Genomic DNA, 13,851 nt, shown 5'->3' on the forward strand with positions numbered 1-13,851 from the left:
TCTTCAAGGGCTACCGTCCTCAGTTCTACTTCCGTACCACTGACGTGACCGGTTCGTGCGAACTGCCGGAAGGCGTTGAGATGGTAATGCCGGGCGACAACATCAAAATGGTTGTCACCCTGATCAAGCCGATCGCCATGGAAGATGGCCTGCGTTTCGCGATTCGCGAAGGCGGCCGTACCGTTGGTGCTGGCGTGGTTGCCAAGATCGTCGAGTAATCAACGATCTGCGGTATGGAAAAGGGCCCCTCGGGGCCCTTTTCTTTTGGATTGGTTAAAAGTTGACACCCCCAGGGGGCATCCGTACAATTGCGCCTCCCTCGAGCGGGCGTAGTCCGTCTGTGGGGATTAGCAGCTTGGAATCTGAGGTCAAAATGCAAAACCAACAAATCCGTATTCGGTTGAAGGCTTTTGACCATCGCCTGATCGATCAATCTACCCAGGAAATCGTGGAAACCGCGAAACGTACTGGTGCTCAGGTGCGTGGTCCGATTCCTCTGCCTACTCGTAAGGAGCGGTTTACCGTTCTGGTCTCCCCGCACGTCAACAAAGACGCGCGCGATCAGTACGAAATCCGCACTCATAAGCGTGTTCTGGACATCGTCCAGCCGACGGATAAAACCGTTGACGCGCTGATGAAGCTTGACCTTGCGGCAGGCGTGGAAGTGCAGATCAGCCTCGGCTAAAACCTGGCGGTTTTAGTCGTGTAACGCTCTGAAATGGGCGGCCATAGCGGGTGAAAGCCCCGTACACTCATGAGGTTTACAACATGACTATTGGTGTAGTCGGTCGTAAAGCGGGTATGACCCGTATTTTCACCGAAGAAGGTGTCTCCATTCCGGTTACGGTCATCGAGATCGAGCCGAATCGCGTCACCCAGTTTAAAACCGAAGAATCCGATGGCTATCGCGCAGTGCAAGTCACTGTTGGCGAGCGTCGCGCTTCGCGTGTCACAGCAGCTCAAGCTGGCCACTTCGCCAAGGCGAACGTCGCGGCAGGTCGTACTGTTCTGGAATTCCGTCTTGAAGAAGGCGACTACCAGGCTGGCGATCTGATCAACGCTGAAATTTTCCAAGCTGGTCAACTGGTCGATGTGACCGGTCAGTCCAAAGGTAAAGGCTTCGCCGGTACCATCAAGCGTTGGAACTTCCGCGGCCAGGACAACACTCACGGCAACTCCGTGTCCCACCGTGTTCCGGGTTCCATTGGCCAGTGCCAGACCCCGGGTCGCGTATTCAAGGGCAAGAAGATGTCCGGCCACATGGGTGCTGAGCGCGTTACCGTGCAGTCCCTGGAAGTCGTGCGCGTAGACGCCGAGCGTAATCTGTTGCTGGTCAAGGGTGCCGTTCCTGGCGCTACTGGCGGCGACGTTATCGTTCGTCCGGCTGCCAAGGCGTAAGGGGAGAATCTGAGATGCAATTGAATGTAAATGGCGCTCAGGCGATCGAAGTGTCCGAAGCGACCTTCGGTGGCGAGTTCAACGAGACTCTGGTTCACCAAGCAGTTGTGGCCTACATGGCTGGCGGCCGTCAGGGTACCAAAGGTCAGAAGTCCCGTTCCGACGTATCCGGTGGCGGTAAGCGCCCCTGGCGTCAGAAGGGCACTGGTCGTGCTCGTGCTGGTACCACTCGTGGTCCGATCTGGCGTGGCGGTGGTGTGACCTTCGCAGCGTCCACCCGCAACCATGATCAAAAGCTGAACAAGAAGATGTATCGCGCAGCTCTGCGCTCCATCCTTGCTGAGCTCGTTCGTACCGACCGTCTGGTCGTGGTCGAAGACTTCGCCGTTGATGCGCCGAAGACCAAGACCCTGCTGGCCAAACTCAATGGCCTGGGCCTGACCGACGTGCTGATCGTATCCGACGCTGTCGATGAGAACCTGTACCTGGCTGCCCGCAACCTGCCGCACGTTGATGTACGTGACGTCCAGGGTTCCGATCCGGTCAGCCTGATCGCGTACGAGAAGGTGCTGGTCACCGTTTCGGCCGTGAAGAAATTCGAGGAGCTGCTGGGATGAACCAGGAACGCGTATTCAAAGTGCTGCTTGGCCCGCACATCTCCGAGAAGGCCACGGTTCTGGCTGACAAACAAGGTCAGTTCGTTTTCAAAGTCGCTACCGATGCGACCAAGCTGGAAATCAAGAAGGCTGTCGAAGGCCTGTTCGGCGTGAAGGTTGAGCGCGTTACTACTCAGAACGTTCTGGGTAAGAGCAAGCGCACCGCTCGCGGTCTGGGCAAGCGTAACGACTGGAAGAAGGCAGTTATCTCCCTTCAGCCGGGCCAAGAACTCGATTTCACCAGCAGTGCTGAGTAAGGAAGGGGTGCATCATGGCAATCGTTAAATGCAAACCGACTTCCGCTGGCCGCCGTTTTGTGGTCAAGGTGGTCAATCAGGAGCTGCACAAAGGCGCTCCGTACGCTCCGCTGCTCGAGAAAAAGTCGAAGTCCGGTGGTCGTAACAACAATGGCCGTATTACCACCCGTCATATCGGTGGTGGTCACAAGCAGCATTACCGTCTGGTCGACTTCCGTCGCAACGACAAGGATGGCATTCCTGCCACCGTCGAGCGCGTGGAATACGACCCGAACCGTACTGCTCACATCGCTCTGCTGAAATACGCTGACGGCGAACGTCGCTACATCATCGCTCCGAAGGGCGTTTCTGCTGGCGACCAGCTGATTGCGGGCATCATGGCTCCGATCAAGCCGGGCAACAGCCTGCAGCTGCGCAACATTCCGGTAGGTTCGACCGTTCACGGTATCGAGCTGAAGCCGGGCAAGGGTGCTCAGATCGCTCGTTCTGCTGGTGCTTCCGCTCAGCTGATCGCTCGTGAAGGTGCCTATGTGACTCTGCGTCTGCGCTCCGGCGAAATGCGCAAAGTCCTGTCCGAGTGCCGTGCGACCCTGGGCGAAGTCTCGAACTCCGAGCACAGCCTGCGTTCGCTGGGTAAGGCCGGTGCCAAGCGCTGGCGCGGTGTTCGTCCGACCGTTCGTGGTGTTGCCATGAACCCGGTTGATCACCCACACGGTGGTGGTGAGGGTCGTACCTCCGGTGGTCGTCATCCGGTGTCGCCATGGGGCTTCCCGACCAAGGGCGCGAAAACCCGTGCTAACAAGCGCACCGACAACATGATCGTCCGTCGTCGCAAGTAAATAGAGGGATACGACAGTGCCACGTTCTCTGAAAAAAGGTCCTTTTATCGATCTTCACCTACTGAAGAAGGTCGAAGCGGCGGTGGAAAAGAACGAACGCAAACCGGTTAAGACCTGGTCGCGTCGTTCCATGATCCTGCCGCAGATGGTCGGTCTGACCATCGCTGTGCATAACGGTCGTCAACATGTCCCAGTTCTCGTGAACGAAGACATGGTCGGCCACAAACTGGGCGAATTTGCCGGCACGCGTACCTATCGTGGTCACGTTGCCGACAAGAAAGGCAAGCGTTAAGGGGTTTGGAAATGGAAGTAGCCGCTAAGTTGTCGGGCGCTCGCATCTCCGCCCAGAAAGCTCGCCTGGTCGCCGACCAGATCCGCGGGAAGAAGGTGGGCGAAGCGCTCAATCTGCTGGCTTTCAGCAGCAAGAAGGCCGCCGAGATCATGAAGAAAGTGCTGGAGTCGGCCGTTGCCAACGCCGAGCACAACGAAGGCGCAGACGTTGATGACCTGAAGGTCAGCACCGTTTTCGTCAACGAAGGGCGTTCGCTTAAGCGCATCATGCCGCGTGCCAAAGGCCGTGCTGATCGCATCGTCAAGCGGTCTTGCCATATCACTGTCAAGGTTGCGGACAAGTAACGGAGTCGATCAGATGGGTCAGAAAGTACATCCCGTTGGCATCCGCCTGGGAATCGTCAAGGATCACACTTCGGTTTGGTATGCAGATGGTCGCACTTACGCCGACTACCTGAACGCCGACCTGAAGGTTCGTGCATACCTGCAAGACAAACTAAAAAGCGCGTCCGTTAGCCGTATCGACATCGCTCGCCCGGCTCAAACCGCACGCATCACCATCCACACCGCTCGTCCCGGCATCGTGATCGGCAAGAAAGGTGAAGATGTTGAGAAGCTGCGTCAGGACCTGACCAAGCAAATGGGTGTGCCGGTGCACATCAACATCGAAGAGATCCGCAAGCCGGAGCTCGACGGTATGCTGGTTGCACAGAGCGTAGCTCAGCAGCTGGAGCGTCGCGTAATGTTCCGTCGCGCCATGAAGCGCGCTGTACAGAACGCCATGCGTATTGGTGCCAAGGGCATCAAGATCCAGGTGAGTGGTCGTCTTGGTGGCGCTGAAATCGCCCGTACCGAGTGGTATCGCGAAGGTCGTGTGCCCCTGCACACCCTGCGTGCAGATATCGATTACGCCACCTACGAAGCGCACACCACTTACGGTGTGATCGGCGTCAAGGTTTGGATCTTCAAGGGTGAGGTCATTGGTGGCCGCACTGAAGAGCTGAAGCCGCAAGCGCCCGCTCCTCGTAAAGCTGCTAAGAAATAAGGAGTACGCATCATGTTGCAACCAAAGCGTACGAAGTTCCGCAAGCAGATGACCGGCCACAACCGTGGTCTGGCTCAGCGCGGTAGCAAGGTCAGCTTCGGCGAGTTCGCGCTGAAGTCTGTAGCCCGCGGTCGTCTCACCGCCCGTCAGATCGAGTCCGCTCGTCGTGCTCTGACTCGTCACGTAAAACGTGGCGGCAAGATCTGGATTCGCGTATTCCCGGACAAGCCGGTTACCAAGAAGCCTCTCGAAGTGCGGATGGGTAAAGGTAAGGGTGGCGTCGAATATTGGGTAGCCCAGATCCAGCCAGGCAAGGTCCTGTACGAGATCGAAGGCGTTTCCGAAGAGCTGGCGCGTGAGGCTTTCGCCCTGGCTGCTGCAAAGCTGCCGCTCGCCACCACCTTTGTTAAGCGGACGGTGATGTGATGAAAGCGACCGAACTTCGTGAAAAAACCGCACAGCAACTGAACGAGCAATTGCTCGGTCTGCTGCGCGACCAGTTCAATCTGCGCATGCAGAAAGCAACTGGCCAGTTGGGGCAGTCTCACCTGCTCTCGCAAGTTAAGCGCGACATCGCTCGTGTGAAAACTGTGCTCAACCAGCAGGCAGGTAAGTGATCATGGCTGAAGCCGAAAAAACAGTCCGTACGCTGACCGGCCGTGTTGTCAGCGACAAGATGGACAAGACCATCACCGTTCTGATCGAGCGCCGTGTAAAGCACCCGATCTACGGTAAATACGTCAAGCGTTCGACCAAACTGCACGCTCACGACGAAACCAACCAGTGCAAGATCGGCGACAAGGTTTCCATTCGCGAAACCCGTCCGCAGTCCAAGACCAAGTCTTGGGCTCTGGTTGAAGTCGTCGAACGCGCAGTTGACGTCTAAGGGCTAGGGGTCGGAGAAATTTTATGATTCAGACTCAATCCATGCTCGATGTTGCTGACAACAGTGGTGCACGTCGCGTTATGTGCATCAAGGTGCTGGGCGGCTCTCATCGTCGCTACGCCGGCATCGGCGACATCATCAAGGTCACCGTCAAGGAAGCAATTCCGCGCGGCAAAGTGAAGAAAGGTCAGGTCATGACCGCAGTGGTTGTTCGCACCCGTCACGGCGTTCGTCGTGCCGACGGTTCGATCATCCGCTTCGACGGCAACGCTGCTGTTCTGCTGAACAACAAGCAAGAGCCGATCGGTACCCGTATCTTCGGGCCAGTGACCCGTGAACTGCGTTCCGAGAAGTTCATGAAGATCGTCTCGCTCGCCCCTGAAGTGCTTTAAGGAGATCCGACATGCAAAAGATTCGTCGTGACGACGAGATCATCGTGATCGCCGGCAAAGACAAAGGTAAGCGCGGTAAGGTGCTCAAGGTTCTCGCTGACGACCGTTTGGTCGTCGGTGGCATCAACCTGGTGAAGCGTCATACCAAGCCGAACCCGATGTCGGGCGTTCAAGGCGGTATCGTCGAGAAAGAAGCGCCTCTGCACGCTTCCAACGTTGCCATCTTCAACTCTGAAACCAACAAGGCTGACCGCGTTGGCTTCAAGACCGAAGACGGCAAGAAAATTCGTGTCTTCAAGTCCACCCAGAAGCCGGTTGGCGCTTGAGAATCCGTAGGTAAATACCATGGCACGACTGAAAGAGATTTACCGGAAGGAAATCGCGCCCAAGCTGAAGGAAGAACTGAAGCTGGCGAACGTGATGGAAGTTCCGCGCATCACCAAGATCACCCTGAACATGGGCCTGGGCGAAGCGATCGGTGACAAGAAGATCATCGAAAACGCTGTTGCCGACCTCGAGAAGATTACCGGTCAGAAAGTCGTTGTGACTCATGCCCGCAAGTCGATCGCAGGTTTCAAGGTTCGTGAAGGTTGGCCAATTGGCGTCAAGGTCACTCTGCGTCGCGAGCGTATGTACGAGTTCCTGGATCGTCTGCTGTCCATCTCCCTGCCGCGCGTGCGTGACTTCCGCGGCCTGAATGCCAAGTCCTTCGATGGCCGTGGCAACTACAGCATGGGCGTGAAAGAGCAGATCATCTTCCCGGAAATCGATTACGACAAAATCGATGCGCTGCGTGGTCTGGACATCACCCTGACTACCACTGCCCGTAACGATGATGAAGGCCGCGCTCTGCTGCGTGCTTTCAACTTCCCGTTCCGCAACTGATCGGAGTCTGGATAATGGCCAAGACAAGCATGAAGAACCGCGAGCTGAAGCGTCAGCAGACGGTTGCCAAGTACGCCAAGAAGCGTGCTGAGCTGAAAGCCACCATCGCTAATCCGAACACCAGTCCGGAAGCGCGTTGGGAAGCCCAGGTCGCACTGCAGAAGCAGCCGCGTGACGCCAGCGCCTCGCGCCTGCGTAACCGTTGCCGCATCACCGGCCGTCCGCACGGCGTTTACCGCAAGTTCGGTCTGTCGCGTAACAAGCTGCGTGAAGCCGCTATGCGTGGCGACGTACCGGGTCTGGTGAAAGCCAGCTGGTAAGGCGTAGTTAAAAAGCGAAGCCGGCCTAGTGCCGGCTTTGTCTTTATGGCGGTCTGCTGCGCGTCGGCCATGCCGCGTTGCAAGTAGGTTCGGAAAGCCGCTCGCGGCTAACGTACTTTAGTGCGGCCCCATCGGGGCGAGCGAAGCGAGTATTGCTCTACAGTAAAGTCGCTCGCGACTCCAGCCGATCCTCACCTCCTTGCGCTTTGCCTGGCTCTAGCTCGCAAGACTACCAGCAGAATAATGAATCAAGCCCCTTTTGGGGCTTGATTCATTTTTGATCGGTCTCTAGAATGTCCGGCTCTCCTGAGCCTGGTATTTCCATGCCGAGCTTTTGGATGATCCCACAGCCCTCGGGCTGTTCTTTTTGTATCAGGAGCGTCTAGCCCATGAGTATGCAGGACCCGTTAGCGGACATGCTAACTCGTATCCGTAATGCCCAGATGGCTGAAAAGTCCGTCGTAAGCATGCCTTCTTCCACTCTGAAGGTAGCAGTAGCCAAAGTTCTGAAAGACGAAGGTTACATTGCGGGTTATGAAGTCAATGGTGAAGCCAAGCCACAACTGTCCATCGAGCTGAAGTACTTCGAAGGCCGTCCGGTCATCGAGGAAGTCAAGCGCGTGAGCCGTCCTGGCCTTCGTCAATACAAATCCGTCGATGACCTGCCGAAGGTTCGCGGCGGTCTCGGTGTTTCCATCGTCTCCACCAACAAAGGTGTGATGACGGATCGCGCTGCGCGCGCTGCCGGTGTCGGCGGCGAAGTGCTCTGCACCGTGTTCTAAGGGGGGGATAAGCATGTCTCGCGTTGCTAAGAACCCCGTTGTGCTGCCTGCCGGTGTCGAGATCAAACTCGCCGGTCAGCAGCTCTCGGTTAAGGGTGCCAAGGGCGCTCTGGAACTGAACGTTCACTCGTCCGTTGAAGTGATCCAGGAAGGTAGCGAACTGCGTTTCGCTGCTCGTAATGGCGATCAGCAGAACCGCGCTATGGCCGGTACTACTCGCGCCCTGGTGAACAACATGGTCATCGGTGTCAGCCAAGGCTTCGAGCGTAAGCTGCAACTGGTCGGCGTGGGCTACAAAGCTCAAGCCAAAGGCCAGGTGCTGAACCTCGCACTGGGCTTCTCCCACCCGATCGACTACGAACTGCCGGAAGGCGTCGTGGCCGAAACCCCGAACCAGACCGAAATCCTGATCAAGGGTATCGACAAGCAACTGGTGGGTCAGGTGGCTGCGGAAATCCGTGACTTCCGTCGTCCTGAGCCCTACAAGGGCAAAGGCGTTCGTTACGCGGATGAAGTTGTCCGTCGTAAAGAAGCCAAGAAGAAGTAAGGGGCTGAGAAATGACCGACAAAAAAGTTACTCGTCTGCGTCGCGCTCGCAAAGCACGCTTGAAAATGCACGAGCTCGAAGCCGTGCGTCTGTGCGTGTACCGCTCTTCGCAGCACATCTATGCCCAGGTCATCTCGGCCGACGGCAGCAAGGTTCTGGCCAGCGCCTCTACCTTGGACAAAGCACTGCGTGATGGCGCCACCGGCAACGTCGACGCAGCCAAGAAAGTTGGTGCGCTGGTTGCTGAGCGTGCGAAAGCCGCTGGTGTGACCCAGGTGGCATTCGACCGTTCTGGCTTCAAGTACCACGGCCGCGTCAAGGCGCTGGCTGATGCTGCTCGTGAAGGCGGGCTGGAGTTCTAAGTTATGGCAAATAACGACCAAAAGCGCGACGAAGGCTACATCGAGAAGCTGGTTCAGGTTAACCGCGTTGCCAAGACCGTAAAGGGTGGCCGTATCTTCACTTTCACCGCGCTGACCGTGGTGGGTGATGGCAAGGGTCGCGTCGGTTTCGGCCGTGGCAAGTCCCGCGAAGTTCCGGCTGCTATCCAGAAAGCGATGGAAGCCGCTCGTCGCAACATGATCCAAGTTGATCTGAACGGCACCACTCTGCAGTACCCGATCAAATCCGCTCACGGCGCCTCCAAGGTGTTCATGCAGCCGGCTTCGGAAGGTACCGGTATCATCGCCGGCGGCGCCATGCGTGCCGTGCTGGAAGTGGCTGGTGTGCAGAACGTTCTGGCCAAGTGCTACGGCTCGACCAACCCGGTGAACGTGGTTCATGCCACTTTCAAGGGTCTGAAGACCATGCAGTCTCCAGCGTCCGTTGCGGCCAAGCGTGGCAAGAGCGTCGAGGAGATTCTCTAACCATGGCTAATACCGTCAAAGTGACTCTGATCAAGAGCACCAATGGCCGTCTGGCCAATCACAAAGCTTGCGTCAAGGGCCTGGGCCTGCGTCGCATCGGTCACACCGTAGAGGTTCTGGATACTCCGGAAAACCGCGGCATGATCAACAAGGCTTACTACCTGCTGAAGGTGGAGGGTTAATCATGCAACTGAACGATCTGCGTTCCGCGCCGGGTGCCCGTCGCGAGAAGCACCGTCCGGGCCGTGGCATCGGTAGCGGTCTGGGTAAGACTGGTGGCCGTGGCCACAAAGGTCAAACCTCCCGCTCCGGTGGCTCCATCGCTCCGGGCTTCGAGGGTGGTCAGCAGCCGCTGCACCGCCGTCTGCCGAAGTTCGGCTTCGTCTCCCTGAAGGCTATGGATCGCGCCGAAGTGCGTACTTCCGAGCTTAACAAGGTAGAGGGTGTTGTAACTCTGCAGGCTCTGAAGGATGCCAATCTGGTAGGCCATCACGTACAGCGTGTGAAAGTCATGCTGTCCGGTGAGGTTACCCGTGCGGTCACCCTGAAAGGTATCGCCGCCACCAAGGGTGCGCGTGCGGCTATCGAAGCAGCTGGCGGTAAGTTCGAGGACTAAATGGCTAAGCAAGGTGCTCTCTCAGCGCTGGCAGGTGGCGGGTTGTCCGAACTCTGGGCTCGTCTGCGTTTCCTGTTCCTGGCGATCATCGTCTACCGGATAGGTGCGCACATCCCGGTTCCTGGCATCAACCCAGACCGACTGGCGGATCTGTTCCGGCAGAATGAGGGGACCATTCTTAGCTTGTTCAACATGTTTTCCGGCGGCGCGCTGGAGCGGATGAGCATCTTTGCACTGGGGATCATGCCGTACATTTCGGCATCGATCATCATGCAGCTGATGACCGCCGTCAGCCCGCAGCTGGAGCAGTTGAAGAAGGAAGGTGAAGCTGGCCGTCGCAAGATCAGCCAGTACACCCGCTACGGCACTCTCGTCCTGGCGTTCGTTCAGGCCATCGGTATGTCCGTTGGTCTGGCTAGCCAGGGCGTAGCGTTCTCGGTCGATTTCGGCTTCCACTTCGTGGCGATCACCACTTTCGTGGCGGGCGCGATGTTCATGATGTGGCTGGGCGAGCAGATCACCGAGCGCGGTGTCGGCAACGGTATCTCGATGCTGATTTTTGCAGGCATCGTGGCCGGTCTGCCGTCGGCGATCGGGCAGTCTTTCGAGTCTGCTCGTCAGGGCGATATCAATATTTTCGCTCTGATCGCCATCGGCCTGCTGGCAGTAGCGATCATCGGTTTCGTGGTGTTCATTGAGCGTGGTCAGCGTCGCATTGCGGTGCACTACGCCAAGCGTCAGCAGGGCCGCAAGGTCTTCGCTGCGCAGACCAGCCACCTGCCGTTGAAGGTGAACATGGCGGGCGTAATTCCGGCCATTTTCGCCAGCAGCCTTCTGCTGTTCCCGGCCTCGCTGGGTGCCTGGTTTGGTCAGTCCGAGGGTTTGGGCTGGCTGCAGGACATTTCGCAGGCTATCGCTCCTGGTCAGCCGTTGAACATTCTGCTGTTTAGTGCAGGGATCATTTTCTTCTGCTTCTTCTACACAGCGCTGATGTTCAACCCGAAAGACGTAGCGGAAAACCTGAAGAAGTCCGGTGCCTTTATTCCGGGTATCCGTCCGGGTGAGCAGTCTGCACGCTATATCGATGGCGTTCTGACCCGCTTGACCATGTTCGGTGCTCTGTACATGACGGCCGTGTGCCTGTTGCCCCAGTTCCTGGTGGTTGCAGCCAACGTTCCGTTCTACCTTGGCGGGACCTCGTTGCTGATCGTGGTCGTGGTTGTAATGGACTTCATGTCCCAAGTGCAATCGCACCTCGTGTCTCACCAGTACGATTCCCTGATGAAGAAAGCCAACCTGAAGGGCTATGGCAGCGGCATGCTCCGCTGATCCACCCGTAAGGTTCGAGGAGTTGGTAATGAAAGTTCGTGCATCGGTGAAAAAGCTGTGCCGTAACTGCAAAATTATCCGTCGCGAAGGTGTCGTGCGGGTGATCTGCAGCGCAGAGCCGCGTCACAAGCAGCGCCAAGGCTGAGTGTGAACCACGCGTGATAAGCCCGGCAGCTAGTGCGCTGCCGGGTTGATTATTTGTTATTACAGCGTTAATATCTCGCGCCCTATTTCTTGGCTTCCGGGGCGTAGGTAGCTGTCAATTGGAGTTCCACTGAATGGCCCGTATTGCAGGCGTTAACATTCCGGATAACAAGCACACTGTTATCTCGCTGACCTACATCTTTGGTGTTGGTCGCACTACTGCACAGAAAATCTGTGCCGCTACCGGTGTAAATCCGGCTGCGAAAATCAAGGATCTGACTGACGAGCAGATCGAACAGCTGCGTGGCGAAGTAGCCAAGGTGAATACCGAAGGCGACCTGCGTCGTGAAGTGAATATGAAGATCAAGCGCTTGATGGATCTGGGTTGCTACCGTGGCCTGCGTCATCGTAAAGGTCTGCCGGTTCGCGGTCAGCGTACCAAGACCAACGCTCGCACCCGTAAGGGCCCGCGTAAGCCGATCCGCAAGTAATCGCATTCGCGAATCGACAGGAATTTAGTCATGGCAAAACCTGCTGCTCGTACTCGTAAAAAAGTCAAAAAGACGGTGGTTGATGGCATCGCCCACATCCACGCGTCTTTCAACAACACTATCGTGACCATTACCGACCGTCAGGGTAACGCCCTGTCCTGGGCTACCTCTGGTGGTTCGGGTTTCCGCGGCTCGCGTAAGTCGACTCCGTTCGCTGCCCAGATCGCCGCTGAGCGCGCTGGTCAGGCTGCACTGGAATACGGTCTGAAGAACCTCGACGTCAACGTCAAAGGTCCAGGCCCAGGTCGCGAATCCGCCGTGCGTGCTCTGAACGCCTGCGGCTACAAAATCGCCAGCATCACCGACGTGACGCCAATCCCGCACAACGGGTGCCGTCCGCCGAAGAAGCGTCGCGTGTAATCAGGAGACAGTGAGAAATGGCTCGTTACATTGGTCCCAAGTGCAAACTGTCTCGTCGTGAAGGCACCGATCTCTTTCTGAAGAGTGGTGTTCGCGCGCTTGAATCTAAGTGCAATATCGAAGCAGCCCCGGGTATCCACGGCCAGCGCCGTGGCCGTCAGTCCGACTACGGCACCCAGCTGCGTGAGAAGCAGAAAGTTCGTCGTATCTACGGCGTACTGGAGCGTCAATTCAGCGGTTACTACAAGCAAGCTGCCAGCCAGAAAGGCGCCACCGGCGAAAATCTGCTGCAACTGCTGGAGTGCCGTCTGGACAACGTGGTTTACCGTATGGGTTTTGGCGCTACTCGTGCCGAGTCCCGTCAGCTGGTTTCGCACAAAGCGATCAGCGTCAACGGTCAGACCGTAAACGTACCGTCCTACCAAGTTAAGGCTGGCGACGTCGTTGCTATTCGCGAGAAATCGCGCAATCAGCTGCGCATCGCTCAGGCTCTCGAGCTCTGCGCCCAGCGTGGCCGTGTTGAGTGGGTAGAAGTAGACGCCGAGAAGAAGTCTGGTGTGTTCAAGAACGTACCGGCTCGTGGCGATCTGTCCGCCGACATCAACGAGAGCCTGATTGTCGAGCTCTACTCCAAGTAAGGGCTAGAAAATAGGTGCATCCATGCAGATTTCGGTAAATGAGTTCCTGACCCCCCGTCACATCGATGTGCAGGAGGTCAGTTCGACCCGCGCCAAGATCACCCTCGAGCCTCTCGAGCGTGGCTTTGGCCATACCCTGGGCAACGCGCTGCGTCGCATCCTGTTGTCCTCCATGCCTGGCTGTGCAGTAGTCGAGGCCGAGATCGATGGCGTACTCCATGAGTACTCCGCGATCGAAGGTGTGCAGGAAGATGTAATCGAGATCCTGCTCAACCTGAAAGGTCTGGCTATCAAGCTGCACGGCCGTGACGAAGTGACCCTGACTCTGGCTAAGAAGGGCCCGGGCGTAGTTACCGCTGCCGATATTCAGCTGGATCACGATGTCGAAATCGTCAATGGCGACCACGTAATCGCCAACCTGGCCTCCAATGGCGCGCTGAACATGAAGCTCACCGTGGCTCGTGGTCGCGGCTATGAGCCGGCTGACGCGCGTCAGAGCGACGAAGATGAAAGCCGCAGCATTGGTCGCTTGCAGCTGGATGCTTCGTTCAGCCCTGTGCGTCGGGTTGCTTACGTGGTGGAAAACGCCCGTGTCGAGCAGCGTACCAACCTGGACAAACTGGTTATCGACCTGGAAACCAACGGTACTCTGGACCCTGAAGAGGCTATCCGTCGTGCCGCGACCATCCTGCAGCAGCAGTTGGCCGCGTTCGTCGACCTCAAAGGTGACAGTGAGCCAGTGGTGGTCGAGCAGGAAGACGAGATCGATCCGATCCTGCTGCGTCCTGTCGATGACCTGGAACTGACCGTACGTTCGGCCAACTGCCTCAAGGCAGAGAACATCTACTACATCGGTGACCTGATTCAGCGCACCGAAGTAGAGCTGCTCAAAACCCCGAACCTGGGCAAGAAATCCCTGACCGAAATCAAGGATGTTCTGGCTTCTCGCGGTCTGTCCCTCGGTATGCGCCTCGACAACTGGCCGCCGGCAAGTCTGAAGAAAGACGATAAGGCCACTGCCTGATCGTCATCATCACCGAACGAACAAG

Annotated in this window: 27 protein-coding genes and 1 pseudogene; all 28 read left to right on the top strand. The window is 57.2% G+C overall.

All coding sequences use genetic code 11. The annotated features are described in order from the left end of the window. Positions 1-218: pseudogene (gene tuf / locus INS93_RS04145) on the top strand (elongation factor Tu); the annotation flags it as partial. A 155-nt stretch (positions 219-373) separates the two neighbouring features. Then, the gene (gene rpsJ, locus INS93_RS04150; RefSeq protein WP_003186070.1) at positions 374-685 is read left to right on the top strand and encodes a 30S ribosomal protein S10; all 312 of its coding nucleotides are present in this window, start codon (positions 374-376) and stop codon (positions 683-685) included. An 83-nt stretch (positions 686-768) separates the two neighbouring features. Next, a complete protein-coding gene (gene rplC / locus INS93_RS04155) occupies positions 769-1,398 on the top strand; it encodes a 50S ribosomal protein L3 (RefSeq protein ID WP_017675621.1) in 630 nt (209 codons plus the stop codon). Positions 1,399-1,412: 14 nt separating this feature from the next. Beyond that, positions 1,413-2,015 (top strand): 50S ribosomal protein L4, encoded by a 603-nt coding sequence (gene rplD, locus INS93_RS04160; RefSeq protein ID WP_036999711.1) that lies wholly within the window; start codon positions 1,413-1,415, stop codon positions 2,013-2,015. Continuing rightward, the gene (rplW, locus tag INS93_RS04165; protein WP_003463306.1) at positions 2,012-2,311 is read left to right on the top strand and encodes a 50S ribosomal protein L23; all 300 of its coding nucleotides are present in this window, start codon (positions 2,012-2,014) and stop codon (positions 2,309-2,311) included. Before rplD ends, rplW begins: the two co-directional genes overlap by 4 nt. A 14-nt stretch (positions 2,312-2,325) precedes the next feature. Beyond that, positions 2,326-3,150, top strand: coding sequence for a 50S ribosomal protein L2 (rplB, locus tag INS93_RS04170; RefSeq protein ID WP_017675619.1), 825 nt, complete (start codon positions 2,326-2,328; stop codon positions 3,148-3,150). 16 nt (positions 3,151-3,166) lie between these two features. Continuing rightward, positions 3,167-3,442 carry a 30S ribosomal protein S19 gene (gene rpsS / locus INS93_RS04175; protein WP_017675618.1) on the top strand — a complete coding sequence of 92 codons (276 nt, stop codon included), beginning with the start codon at positions 3,167-3,169 and terminating at the stop codon, positions 3,440-3,442. Between the two features lie 11 nt (positions 3,443-3,453). Continuing rightward, positions 3,454-3,786, top strand: coding sequence for a 50S ribosomal protein L22 (rplV, locus tag INS93_RS04180; RefSeq protein ID WP_003103908.1), 333 nt, complete (start codon positions 3,454-3,456; stop codon positions 3,784-3,786). Between the two features lie 13 nt (positions 3,787-3,799). After that, entirely contained in the window at positions 3,800-4,486 is a 687-nt protein-coding gene (gene rpsC / locus INS93_RS04185; RefSeq protein WP_017675617.1) for a 30S ribosomal protein S3, read from the top strand. Positions 4,487-4,498: 12 nt separating this feature from the next. Next, a complete protein-coding gene (gene rplP, locus INS93_RS04190; protein ID WP_003243901.1) occupies positions 4,499-4,912 on the top strand; it encodes a 50S ribosomal protein L16 in 414 nt (137 codons plus the stop codon). Then, complete coding sequence (gene rpmC / locus INS93_RS04195) at positions 4,912-5,103, top strand: 50S ribosomal protein L29 (protein ID WP_003463299.1); 192 nt, start codon at positions 4,912-4,914, stop codon at positions 5,101-5,103. The genes rplP and rpmC overlap by 1 nt, the downstream gene beginning before the upstream one ends. A gap of 2 nt (positions 5,104-5,105) precedes the next feature. Continuing rightward, the gene (gene rpsQ / locus INS93_RS04200) at positions 5,106-5,372 is read left to right on the top strand and encodes a 30S ribosomal protein S17 (RefSeq protein ID WP_026088453.1); all 267 of its coding nucleotides are present in this window, start codon (positions 5,106-5,108) and stop codon (positions 5,370-5,372) included. A 23-nt stretch (positions 5,373-5,395) separates the two neighbouring features. Further along, complete coding sequence (gene rplN / locus INS93_RS04205) at positions 5,396-5,764, top strand: 50S ribosomal protein L14 (protein WP_003243907.1); 369 nt, start codon at positions 5,396-5,398, stop codon at positions 5,762-5,764. A gap of 11 nt (positions 5,765-5,775) precedes the next feature. After that, a complete protein-coding gene (gene rplX, locus INS93_RS04210; protein ID WP_017675615.1) occupies positions 5,776-6,090 on the top strand; it encodes a 50S ribosomal protein L24 in 315 nt (104 codons plus the stop codon). Positions 6,091-6,109: 19 nt separating this feature from the next. Then, positions 6,110-6,649 (top strand): 50S ribosomal protein L5, encoded by a 540-nt coding sequence (rplE, locus tag INS93_RS04215; RefSeq protein ID WP_017675614.1) that lies wholly within the window; start codon positions 6,110-6,112, stop codon positions 6,647-6,649. Positions 6,650-6,663: 14 nt separating this feature from the next. After that, a complete protein-coding gene (gene rpsN, locus INS93_RS04220) occupies positions 6,664-6,969 on the top strand; it encodes a 30S ribosomal protein S14 (RefSeq protein WP_003463288.1) in 306 nt (101 codons plus the stop codon). Between the two features lie 389 nt (positions 6,970-7,358). Continuing rightward, positions 7,359-7,751: a 30S ribosomal protein S8 gene (gene rpsH, locus INS93_RS04225; protein ID WP_003243915.1), complete on the top strand. Its 393-nt coding sequence runs from the start codon at positions 7,359-7,361 to the stop codon at positions 7,749-7,751. A 13-nt stretch (positions 7,752-7,764) separates the two neighbouring features. Then, a complete protein-coding gene (gene rplF / locus INS93_RS04230; RefSeq protein WP_017675613.1) occupies positions 7,765-8,298 on the top strand; it encodes a 50S ribosomal protein L6 in 534 nt (177 codons plus the stop codon). Between the two features lie 11 nt (positions 8,299-8,309). Further along, positions 8,310-8,660: a 50S ribosomal protein L18 gene (rplR, locus tag INS93_RS04235; protein WP_017675612.1), complete on the top strand. Its 351-nt coding sequence runs from the start codon at positions 8,310-8,312 to the stop codon at positions 8,658-8,660. Positions 8,661-8,663: 3 nt separating this feature from the next. Further along, a complete protein-coding gene (gene rpsE / locus INS93_RS04240) occupies positions 8,664-9,164 on the top strand; it encodes a 30S ribosomal protein S5 (RefSeq protein ID WP_074918509.1) in 501 nt (166 codons plus the stop codon). Positions 9,165-9,166: 2 nt separating this feature from the next. Next, complete coding sequence (gene rpmD, locus INS93_RS04245; RefSeq protein WP_003243922.1) at positions 9,167-9,346, top strand: 50S ribosomal protein L30; 180 nt, start codon at positions 9,167-9,169, stop codon at positions 9,344-9,346. Positions 9,347-9,348: 2 nt separating this feature from the next. Next, positions 9,349-9,780 carry a 50S ribosomal protein L15 gene (gene rplO / locus INS93_RS04250; protein ID WP_017675610.1) on the top strand — a complete coding sequence of 144 codons (432 nt, stop codon included), beginning with the start codon at positions 9,349-9,351 and terminating at the stop codon, positions 9,778-9,780. Then, on the top strand, positions 9,781-11,109 hold the full coding sequence (gene secY, locus INS93_RS04255; RefSeq protein WP_036999706.1) for a preprotein translocase subunit SecY: 1,329 nt from the start codon (positions 9,781-9,783) through the stop codon (positions 11,107-11,109). Between the two features lie 28 nt (positions 11,110-11,137). Next, a complete protein-coding gene (rpmJ, locus tag INS93_RS04260; RefSeq protein WP_002555468.1) occupies positions 11,138-11,254 on the top strand; it encodes a 50S ribosomal protein L36 in 117 nt (38 codons plus the stop codon). A gap of 133 nt (positions 11,255-11,387) precedes the next feature. After that, a complete protein-coding gene (gene rpsM / locus INS93_RS04265) occupies positions 11,388-11,744 on the top strand; it encodes a 30S ribosomal protein S13 (protein ID WP_003463275.1) in 357 nt (118 codons plus the stop codon). Positions 11,745-11,774: 30 nt separating this feature from the next. After that, entirely contained in the window at positions 11,775-12,164 is a 390-nt protein-coding gene (gene rpsK / locus INS93_RS04270; protein WP_003243933.1) for a 30S ribosomal protein S11, read from the top strand. Between the two features lie 17 nt (positions 12,165-12,181). Beyond that, on the top strand, positions 12,182-12,802 hold the full coding sequence (gene rpsD, locus INS93_RS04275; RefSeq protein ID WP_074682440.1) for a 30S ribosomal protein S4: 621 nt from the start codon (positions 12,182-12,184) through the stop codon (positions 12,800-12,802). 22 nt (positions 12,803-12,824) lie between these two features. Further along, entirely contained in the window at positions 12,825-13,826 is a 1,002-nt protein-coding gene (locus INS93_RS04280; protein WP_099526271.1) for a DNA-directed RNA polymerase subunit alpha, read from the top strand. The last annotated feature ends 25 nt before the right edge of the window (positions 13,827-13,851 follow it).

It is taken from the genome of Pseudomonas sp. EggHat1, assembly GCF_014892995.1.
Taxonomy (GTDB): Bacteria; Pseudomonadota; Gammaproteobacteria; order Pseudomonadales; family Pseudomonadaceae; genus Aquipseudomonas; species Aquipseudomonas chaetocerotis.